We start from the raw sequence: 8943 nt of genomic DNA, 5'->3' as shown, positions 1-8943 counted from the left end.
GGGTTTGCCTTTCACCGCGATTTTTGACCAATGTGCCGGGACACGCCTTTTTCCGGTCCAGTTCGTCACGGAATGGTGATGGCGCAAATAATTGAAAAAACAATTTCAGGACACTCTCAGGGACCTTGCGATGACAATCAAACGCTCAATTCTCAAGAAACTGGCTTTTTCGACCTTCTTGCTCACGCTGCCGCTGAATGCGGCCCTCGCACAGGATACGGCAGTGGCCGACCGGCTGAAGGCAGCGCTTGTCGCACAAGGTGTCGACATCACCTGGACCGGGGTGACCGGCGACAACACCAGCATGGTGCTGCAGGGCGTTGCCATCAAACCGGCGGCGGAGAAGGAAGCGCTTCCCATCGGCGACGTCAAACTCGAAGGCGTGACCGAGGCAAATGGCGGCTATGACATCGCCACCGTATCAACGGCTGCCTTCACACACAGCAAGGACGGCGTCACCCTCGACCTCAGCCCCTTCGTCATCCACGACATGACAGTTCCGGCCGACGGTTCCACCGGCCCGCTGGGCTCGCTGATGATGTACAAGTCCGCCGAACTCTCGAACATGACCGTCAAGGTCGCCGACAAGACCGCCTTCTCGATGGACGGGCTTGCCATCGAGATCACGCCGCCGGCGGACGGCAAGGCGATGGAATTCACCGCCACCACGGAAAAATTCAATGCCGACCTGACGCTGGTGGACGATCCCAAGTCCAAGGAAGTCATCAACGCGCTCGGCTACCAGAACATCGCGGGCAATCTCGAAATGGCCGGCACCTGGCAGCCCACGGACGGCAAGATGGAACTGTCGAAATACGACATCTCGGTCGAGAATGCCGGCACGCTCGGCATGACCTTCAATCTCGGCGGCTACACGCTGGACTTCATCAAGTCGCTGCAGGAAATGCAGAAGAAGATGGCGGCACAGCCGGAAGGCGCCGACAATTCGGCGCAAGGCATGGCCATGCTCGGCCTGTTGCAGCAGCTTTCGTTCAACAGCGCCTCGATCCGCTTCGACGACGATTCGCTGACCAACAAGGTTCTGGACTATGTCGGCAAGCAGCAAGGCATGTCCGGCAAGGACATCGCCAACCAGGCCAAGGCGATCGTGCCGTTCGGCATGGCGCAGCTCAACAATCCGGAACTGACTGCGCAGGTTACGGCCGCGGTCAGCAAATTCCTCGACGATCCGAAGAGCCTCGAAATCTCGGCCGAGCCGCCGGCATCCGTGCCGTTCGCGCTGATCATGGCGGGTGCCATGTCCAACCCGCTCGATCTGCCCAAGACGCTCGGTGTCACCGTCAAGGCCAACGAAGACTGATCGAAGCGATCTCGCTATGCGAAAAGCCCGGCAGCGATGCCGGGCTTTTTCTTGGGATTAGCGAATCGAAAGAATCGGTTCGGGCGGTTCTTTAAAGCATCGCCCAAAGCGCGCGATCAGGCGTCCTTCTTGGGCACGGCAACGCGCAGCGCCAGGTCGCGAAGCTGCTGCGGGCTCGCTTCCGAGGGTGCATTCATCAACAGATCATAGGCCTGCTGGTTCATCGGGAACATGGTGATCTCACGCAGGTTCTTGGCGCCGAGCAGCAGCATGACGACGCGGTCGACGCCGGCGGCCATGCCGCCATGCGGCGGTGCGCCATACTGGAAGGCACGATAGAGGCCGCCGAAGCGCTCCTCGACCGTGGCGCGGTCCAGCCCTACCGTCTCGAACGCCTTGACCATGGTTTCGGGCAGATGGTTGCGGATACCGCCTGAGGCGATCTCGAAACCGTTGCAGACCATGTCGTACTGGAACGCCTTGATGCCGAGCAGGTCCTCGCCATTCAGCGCATCGATGCCACCTTGCGGCATCGAGAACGGGTTGTGGGCGAAGTCGATCTTCTTCTCTTCCTCGTTCCACTCGAAGAACGGGAAGTCGACGATCCAGCACAGCTCGAAACGCTCGCGGTCGACAAGGTTCAGCTCCTCGCCGGCACGGGTGCGCGCAGCCCCCGCGAAGGAGACGAACTTCTTCGGGTCGCCGGCAACGAAGAAGGCGGCGTCGCCATCGGCAAGGCCGAGCTGAAGGCGGATCGCCTCGGTGCGCTCCTCGCCGATGTTCTTGGCGAGCGGACCGGCGCCTTCGAGCTTGTCGCCCTCCTTGCGCCAGAAGATATAGCCCAGCCCCGGCTGGCCCTCGCCCTGCGCCCAGGAATTCATGCGGTCGCAGAAGGCGCGGCTGCCGCCGGTCTTGGCGGGAATGCCCCACACTTCGGCCTTCGGGTCGCTGGCCAGGATGTTGGCGAACACCTTGAAGCCGGAATCGCGAAAATGATCGGAGACGGCCTGCATCTCGATCGGGTTGCGCAGGTCCGGCTTGTCGGAGCCGTATTTGCGCATGGCCACATCATAGGGAATGCGCTGGAAATTCTGCGTCACCGGCTTGCCGTTGGCGAAGGTCTCGAAGACCCCGCGCATGACAGGTTCCATGGTCGACAGCACGTCGTCCTGCTCGACGAAGCTCATTTCGAGGTCGAGCTGGTAGAATTCGCCGGGCAGGCGATCGGCACGCGGGTCCTCGTCGCGGAAGCAGGGCGCGATCTGGAAATAGCGGTCGAAGCCCGACACCATGATCAGCTGCTTATACTGCTGCGGCGCCTGCGGCAGCGCATAGAAGGTGCCGGGATGGATGCGCGACGGCACCAGGAAGTCGCGCGCGCCTTCCGGCGACGACGCGGTCAGGATCGGCGTCGAGAATTCGGTGAAGCCGACCTCGCCCATGCGCTTGCGCATTTCGGCGATGATTTTTGTCCGCGCAATGATGTTCTTGTGCAGCGTCTCGCGGCGCAGGTCGAGAAAACGGTATTTCAGCCTGATATCCTCGGGATAGTCAGGCTCGCCGAACACCGGCAGCGGCAATTCCTTGGCCGCCGACAGCACCTCGATCTCGCGGGCGAAGATCTCGATCTCGCCGGTCGGCAGATTGGCGTTGGTGGTCTCGGGCAAGCGCGCCTTGACCTCGCCGTCGACGCGGATGACCCACTCGCCGCGCACGGTCTCGGCGACCTTGAAGGCAGGCGAATCCGGATCGGCGACGATCTGGGTCAGGCCATAATTGTCGCGCAGGTCGATGAAGAGCAGGCCGCCATGATCGCGCACGCGATGCACCCAGCCGGACAGGCGAACGGTCGAGCCGACGTCGCTCTTCCTCAACTGGGCACAGGTATGGCTGCGGTAACGGTGCATTGTCATTGGTAAAGTCCGGGGTGCTGGGTTGCAGGCCAAGCATCAAGCCCGGCCTCAAAATTTGCGCGAAAAGCGCATGGGAGGCCGGATTTGTCAAGGCAAGCGGCTTCGACAGGACATCCGTTGTAAACTTGGGCGGCACAATGGATAGCGATATCCTCTACCGCTACGTTTACGGCAAATGAGATCAGGATATGCAAAACCAGAAGCTCTTTCTGACACCTCAAGAGCGCAGCCGCATCGTCAACCTGCTTGACGCGGCTCGCATAGACGATTGGGCGCGGTTCAAAGCCCTCTCCGATGGTGACTTTCCGAACGACGAATCGATGCGGGAGCAGTTCGACGGATCGCGGCTCATAATCGACTACGATCGTATCGACCCGGAACAGCAATTCGCTGTTGGCGTAGATCCCGACGGTTTCCGGCTCATCACCGGTCAGTTGCCTCCGCGCGACGATCAACGGCAACAGGTGATCATGACGATCTATAGCAAGAACCTAAACGACGGCCCGTTCATAAGCGTTTGGACCTTCCACGAAGAGTTGGACATATCCTCGCTGTAGTTTGCCGGGAATTGCTGCTGGCGTTGGCCAGGGCGATGGTCCAAGAAGGGATCACCGACACGTGATCGCCTCTTCATGTCCTCCATCCGCCCGATGATCCCGCTTCTTCTCGCCGCAGGCATCCTGCTCGGCGGCAATGGGCTGCAGAGCACGCTGATCGCGCTGCGCGGCGCGCAGGAAGGGTTTTCCGCTTCCGACATAGGCCTGATGGGCACCTTCTACTTCGCCGGCTTCCTGCTCGGCTGCCTAGCCATCACCCGCATCATGAAGGCGGTCGGCCATATCAGGGCATTTTCGGCGCTGGCGGCAATCGCCTCAGTCGGCACCTTGCTCCTGGTGCTGGTCATCGATCCGGTGATGTGGTGCGCGGTGCGTCTTGCCGGCGGCTTCTGCTTCGCCGGGCTGTTCACCATCGTCGAAAGCTGGCTGAATTCCGGCGTCAGCAATCACGATCGGGCACGCGTGCTGGCGATCTACCGGATGGTCGACATCGGTTCGGTGACATCAGCCCAGTTCCTGATCCCGATCTTCGGCGCTGGCGGTTTCGCTATCTTCGCCATCATGTCGATGATGATCACGCTGTCGCTGGTGCCGGTGTCGCTCGGCGACCGCTCCAACCCGACACCACCCGAAGAGGTCAAGCTCGACCTGGCGCGCGTCTGGCGGATTTCGCCGCTGGGCTGCTTCGGCTGCATCGCCGTCGGCGTCACCAACAGCGCCTTTCGCACCTTGTCCCCGGTCTATGCCGAGCAGATCGGCATGTCGGTCGCCGATGTCGTGACCTTCGTCAGCGTCGGCATCTTCGGCGGCGCCATCATCCAGTATCCGCTCGGCTACCTCTCCGACCGCTGGGACCGGCGCCGGGTGCTGCTGATGACGACCTGCTGCGCGATGCTTTCGGCGCTGGCGCTGGTGTTCATCGCCGGTAGCAATCCGCTGCTCAACTTCGTCCTCGTCTTCATCTTCGGCTGTTTCGCCATGCCGCTCTATTCGTTGTCGGCGGCCCACTCCAACGATCGCGCCGACACCGGCGAGTTCGTGCTGATCAACGCGGCGCTGATGCTGTTCTATTCCTTCGGCGCGATCGGCGGCCCGTTCGCCGCCTCGACGGCGATGCAATATTTCGGACCGGGCGCCCTGTTTGTATTCAGCGCGGTGGTCTATGCGATCTTCATCGCTGTCATCCTCTACCGCATGCAGGCTCGGTCCGGCGTGCCGGCGGGCAGGCGCGGCCGCTTCATTGCGCTCCTGCGCACTTCGACGGTTTTCGCGCGGCTGGCCAGGAGAAACGGCGATTCCGACGGTCCGGGAACCTCATGATGGCGGTGCCAAAGCTTGACGAAAGCCCCGGCGGCTGAAATCTAGGAAGACCTTACTCCTGCCAAAAGCGATTTGATGCACGTCATCACCACCCAGAAAGAACTCGAGACCGTTCTCGCCGCTTTCGAAAAGTCGGATTTCGTCACTGTCGACACCGAATTCATTCGAGAAACGACGTTTTGGCCGATCCTGTGCCTGATCCAGATGGCCGCTCCCGGCGTGACGGCACTGATCGATCCGCTGGCTCCCGATATCGACCTGAAGCCGTTCTTCAGGCTGATGGCCAACGAGGCGGTGGTCAAAGTCTTCCACGCCGCGCGGCAGGACATCGAAATCATCGTCCATCTCGGCGATCTGGTTCCGCATCCAGTGTTCGACACGCAAGTGGCGGCGATGGTCTGCGGCTTCGGCGACAGCGTTTCCTACGATCAGCTCGTGCAGCGCATCACCGGCGCGCGGCTCGACAAGTCGTCGCGCTTCACCGACTGGCGCCACCGGCCGCTTTCCGACAAGCAGCTCGACTATGCGCTGGCCGACGTCACCCATCTGATCGAGGTCTATCAGCACCTCAGCGCCGAACTGGCGCGCGAAAACCGCGCCCATTGGCTCAACGAGGAAATGGAGGTGCTGACCTCGCGCGAGACCTATGATCCGCACCCCGAGGACGCCTGGAAACGGCTGAAGATGCGGCTGCGCAAGCCGCAGGAACTGGCGATCGTGCAGGGCGTTGCGGCGTGGCGCGAGCGCGAGGCGCGCGAACGCGACGTGCCGCGCGGCCGCGTGCTGAAGGACGACGCGATCTACGAGGTGGCGCAGCAGGCGCCGCGCGACGCGGCAGCCCTTGGCAAGCTGCGCACGACGCCGAAGGGCTGGGAGCGCTCGTCGACGGCAACGGCGCTGCTCGGCGCGGTCAACACCGCCCTTGCCTTGCCCAAGGAGCAGATGCCGAAACTGCCAAAGAGTTTCCAGCCGCCCGAGGGCTCGAGCGCCGCGGCGGAACTGTTGAAGGTGCTGCTGCGGATCGTCGCCGAAAAGGAAGGCGTCGCGTCCAAGGTGCTGGCCTCCAGCGACGACATCGACCGTATCGCCGCCGAGGGCGAGGACGCCGACGTACCGGCCCTGCAGGGCTGGCGGCGCGCGGTGTTCGGCGAGGCCGCGCTCAAGCTGGTGCGCGGCGAGATCGGCATCAAGTTCGACAAGCGCAAGATTGCGGTGTTCGACCTGTAGACGTCCCTCGCGGACTTTCCTTCTCCCCTTGCGGGAGAAGGAAAAGGTGCTCTGCTCAAACCACGCCGAGCAGGTGTAGGGCGAACCAGATCCATCCCAGCAGGAGAATCACCGCACTGACGAAGAACGAGCGGCTGCGCAGCAGCAGATTGTTGCTGGTCAGGTGAACCCAGGCGTGGAAATAGCGCGATGCGACGAAAATCCACATCAGCGCCAGGGTCAGATAGTTGACGCCGTTGGTCAGGTGCAGCGTCAGGCACAGCACATAGAACAGCACCGGCAGCTCGAACTGGTTGGTGAGATTGGCGGCAACGGTGACGCTGGAGGCCGGCTCGGTCGAACGCACCTTGAACTGAGCTGGCTTCGCCTCGCCTGACCTGATTGCGCCGTATCTGCGGCGACCCAGGACGCAGTAGACGATGTAGATCAGCAGCACATGCGCCAGAACAGGCCAGAAGATCGTGGTCTGGTTCACGAAGTTTCCCCTAGCGGGCTGAGCTTTGCGCGCGGCATCAGGCCAGGCGTTTCTGGCCTGCCAGCCAGAAGGCGGCAATGACGATCACCGGGACGGCGAAAAGCGCGAATTTGGTGACGGTGAGCGCCGAAGCCAAAGACAGCGAGTCCGGATTCGCCGACAGGAAATCGGACAGAAGCCGCGCTACCGCGATGTTCTGGGCGTAGTCGGCAAGCGTGTAGGGCAGCACCAGGACCAGCGCGAAGATCGACTGCAGCTGCACCGGCTGCACGCGGAAAGCCTTCAATCGCCGGCCGGTGGCCAGGATCAGGCTGACCAGCGTCACAGACAGCAGCGCCGGGAACAACAGATCGAAGGTCAGATAGTGCCAGACGAGAATGATCTCGCCGCCGCGCCGGCCGAGTGCCGTCAGCCAGGCCATGCCTTCGTCCGGAGTGAAACCGAAAATACGCAGGTCGAGTGATGGCAAGCCGCCGCTCAACTGGCGGAAGTAGAGGAATTCCATAGCCGTCATGGCGATGAAAACCACCGCCGACAGGAAACAGAGTGCGCCTGCGTGGCGCGGCAGCCGCAGGATCGTTGCCGTCAGGCTCCGCCCGAGCCCGTACTGGTCAGGCTCCGCCGGGATAGTTCGGGCTTTCGCGGGTAATCGTGACGTCATGGGCGTGGCTTTCACGAAGTCCGGCATTGGATATGCGCACAAAGGTGGCGCGCTCGCGGAAATCGGCAAGGTCGCGGCCACCAACATAACCCATAGCGGCTTTCAAGCCGCCCGCAAGCTGGTGCAGCACGCCAGACACAGGTCCTTTGTAGGGAACCTGCCCTTCGATGCCTTCCGGGACCAGTTTCAGCGTGTCGCGCACCTCGGCCTGGAAGTAGCGATCGGCCGAGCCGCGGGCCATGGCGCCGACCGAGCCCATGCCGCGATAGGCCTTGAAGGAGCGGCCCTGGTGCAGATAGACCTCGCCCGGGCTTTCGTCGGTTCCGGCCAGCAGCGAGCCGATCATGGCCGCACTGGCGCCTGCGGCGAGCGCCTTGGCCAGATCGCCGGAATATTTGATGCCGCCATCGGCGATCACCGAGACGCCGGATTTGTGCGCCGTCTCGACCGCCGACATGATGGCTGAGAGCTGCGGCACGCCGACGCCGGCAACGATGCGGGTGGTGCAGATGGAACCCGGGCCGATGCCGACCTTGACGGCGTCGGCGCCGGCGTCGATCAGCGCCTGCGTGCCCGCGGCGGTGGCGACATTGCCAGCCAGGATGCGGACGGAGTTGGATAGTTTTTTCGCCCGCGTGACGGCGTCGAGCACGCGCTGCGAGTGGCCATGCGCGGTGTCGATCACCAGAAGGTCGACGCCGGCATCGATGAGGCGTTCGGCGCGCTCGAAACCGTCATCGCCGACGCTGGTGGCGGCGGCGGCGCGCAGGCGGCCCTGTGCGTCCTTGGTGGCGTGCGGATTGAGCTGCGACTTCTCGATATCCTTGACGGTGATCAGTCCGACGCAATTGCCCTGCCTGTCGACGACCACCAGCTTTTCGATCCTGTGCTGGTGCAGGAGGCGCTTGGCCTCGTCCTGGTCGACGTTCTCCTTGACCGTGATCAGGTTGTCACGGGTCATCAGTTCATGGACCTTCTGCGCCGGATCGGACGCAAAGCGCACGTCGCGATTGGTCAGGATGCCGATCAGCCGGCCGATCTTGTGGCCGCCGCTGCCGCCGTTCTCGACCACCGGAATGCCCGAGATCGAATAGCTGCGCATCAGGCCCAGCGCGTCGGCGAGCGTCGCGTCGGGGCCGATGGTGACGGGATTGACCACCATGCCGGATTCGAATTTCTTGACCTGCCGCACCTGCTCGGCCTGTTCGGCCGGCGAGAAATTGCGGTGGATGACGCCAATGCCGCCGGCCTGGGCCATGGCTATGGCAAGCCGGGCCTCGGTGACGGTGTCCATCGCCGCCGACAGGATCGGCACATTCAGGTCGATGTCGCCGGCGATGCGGGTGCGGACATCGGTTTCGCCGGGCATGACCTCGGAATGACCCGGCTGCAGCAGCACGTCGTCAAAGGTCAGCGCCAATGCGCCGGTGGACGTTTCGATGATTTTTGCCATGGCCAGTCCCTTGAAC

General features: G+C 62.7%; 8 protein-coding genes. 4 read left to right on the top strand and 4 right to left on the bottom strand.

All coding sequences use genetic code 11. From position 1 onward, the window contains the following. Positions 1 to 130 precede the first annotated feature (130 nt). On the top strand, positions 131 to 1321 hold the full coding sequence (locus tag ENZ74_RS12275; protein WP_063167753.1) for a hypothetical protein: 1191 nt from the start codon (positions 131 to 133) through the stop codon (positions 1319 to 1321). Between the two features lie 116 nt (positions 1322 to 1437). On the opposite strand, the gene aspS is transcribed toward ENZ74_RS12275, so the two are convergent. Beyond that, positions 1438 to 3228 (bottom strand): aspartate--tRNA ligase, encoded by a 1791-nt coding sequence (aspS, locus tag ENZ74_RS12270; protein WP_063170205.1) that lies wholly within the window; start codon positions 3226 to 3228, stop codon positions 1438 to 1440. 194 nt (positions 3229 to 3422) lie between these two features. Between aspS and ENZ74_RS12265 the strand changes: the two genes are divergently transcribed. The 3 genes from ENZ74_RS12265 (at position 3423) to rnd (ending at position 6338) form a co-directional block, all read left to right on the top strand. Further along, a complete protein-coding gene (locus ENZ74_RS12265; protein WP_024504702.1) occupies positions 3423 to 3791 on the top strand; it encodes a hypothetical protein in 369 nt (122 codons plus the stop codon). Positions 3792 to 3866: 75 nt separating this feature from the next. After that, positions 3867 to 5111 (top strand): MFS transporter, encoded by a 1245-nt coding sequence (locus ENZ74_RS12260; RefSeq protein WP_063167752.1) that lies wholly within the window; start codon positions 3867 to 3869, stop codon positions 5109 to 5111. 75 nt (positions 5112 to 5186) lie between these two features. Further along, entirely contained in the window at positions 5187 to 6338 is a 1152-nt protein-coding gene (gene rnd / locus ENZ74_RS12255) for a ribonuclease D (RefSeq protein ID WP_063167751.1), read from the top strand. A 55-nt stretch (positions 6339 to 6393) separates the two neighbouring features. Here the strand turns inward: rnd and ENZ74_RS12250 are convergent, their stop codons facing one another. The 3 genes from ENZ74_RS12250 to guaB are packed head-to-tail and all read right to left on the bottom strand — an operon-like array spanning position 6394 to position 8927. Continuing rightward, positions 6394 to 6813 (bottom strand): MAPEG family protein, encoded by a 420-nt coding sequence (locus tag ENZ74_RS12250; protein WP_063167750.1) that lies wholly within the window; start codon positions 6811 to 6813, stop codon positions 6394 to 6396. Positions 6814 to 6850: 37 nt separating this feature from the next. Beyond that, on the bottom strand, positions 6851 to 7474 hold the full coding sequence (locus ENZ74_RS12245) for a hypothetical protein (RefSeq protein WP_127312788.1): 624 nt from the start codon (positions 7472 to 7474) through the stop codon (positions 6851 to 6853). Further along, positions 7425 to 8927 (bottom strand): IMP dehydrogenase, encoded by a 1503-nt coding sequence (guaB, locus tag ENZ74_RS12240; RefSeq protein WP_013532286.1) that lies wholly within the window; start codon positions 8925 to 8927, stop codon positions 7425 to 7427. The genes ENZ74_RS12245 and guaB overlap by 50 nt, the downstream gene beginning before the upstream one ends. Positions 8928 to 8943 lie beyond the last annotated feature (16 nt).

The organism is Mesorhizobium sp. M7A.F.Ca.CA.002.15.2.1 (assembly GCF_003998715.1).
GTDB lineage: Bacteria > Pseudomonadota > Alphaproteobacteria > Rhizobiales > Rhizobiaceae > Mesorhizobium > Mesorhizobium ciceri.
The sequence above is the reverse complement of the archived record's forward strand: the minus strand, read 5'-3'. Positions and strand labels throughout refer to the sequence as shown.

Excerpts from the sequence above, each read along its gene's own strand:
- ENZ74_RS12275 (WP_063167753.1), top strand. The coding sequence starts at position 131 with ATGACAATCAAACGCTCAATTCTCAAGAAACTGGCTTTTTCGACCTTC.
- aspS (WP_063170205.1), bottom strand. The coding sequence starts at position 3,228 with ATGCACCGTTACCGCAGCCATACCTGTGCCCAGTTGAGGAAGAGCGAC.
- ENZ74_RS12265 (WP_024504702.1), top strand. The coding sequence starts at position 3,423 with ATGCAAAACCAGAAGCTCTTTCTGACACCTCAAGAGCGCAGCCGCATC.
- ENZ74_RS12260 (WP_063167752.1), top strand. The coding sequence starts at position 3,867 with ATGTCCTCCATCCGCCCGATGATCCCGCTTCTTCTCGCCGCAGGCATC.
- rnd (WP_063167751.1), top strand. The coding sequence starts at position 5,187 with ATGCACGTCATCACCACCCAGAAAGAACTCGAGACCGTTCTCGCCGCT.
- ENZ74_RS12245 (WP_127312788.1), bottom strand. The coding sequence starts at position 7,474 with ATGACGTCACGATTACCCGCGAAAGCCCGAACTATCCCGGCGGAGCCT.
- guaB (WP_013532286.1), bottom strand. The coding sequence starts at position 8,927 with ATGGCAAAAATCATCGAAACGTCCACCGGCGCATTGGCGCTGACCTTT.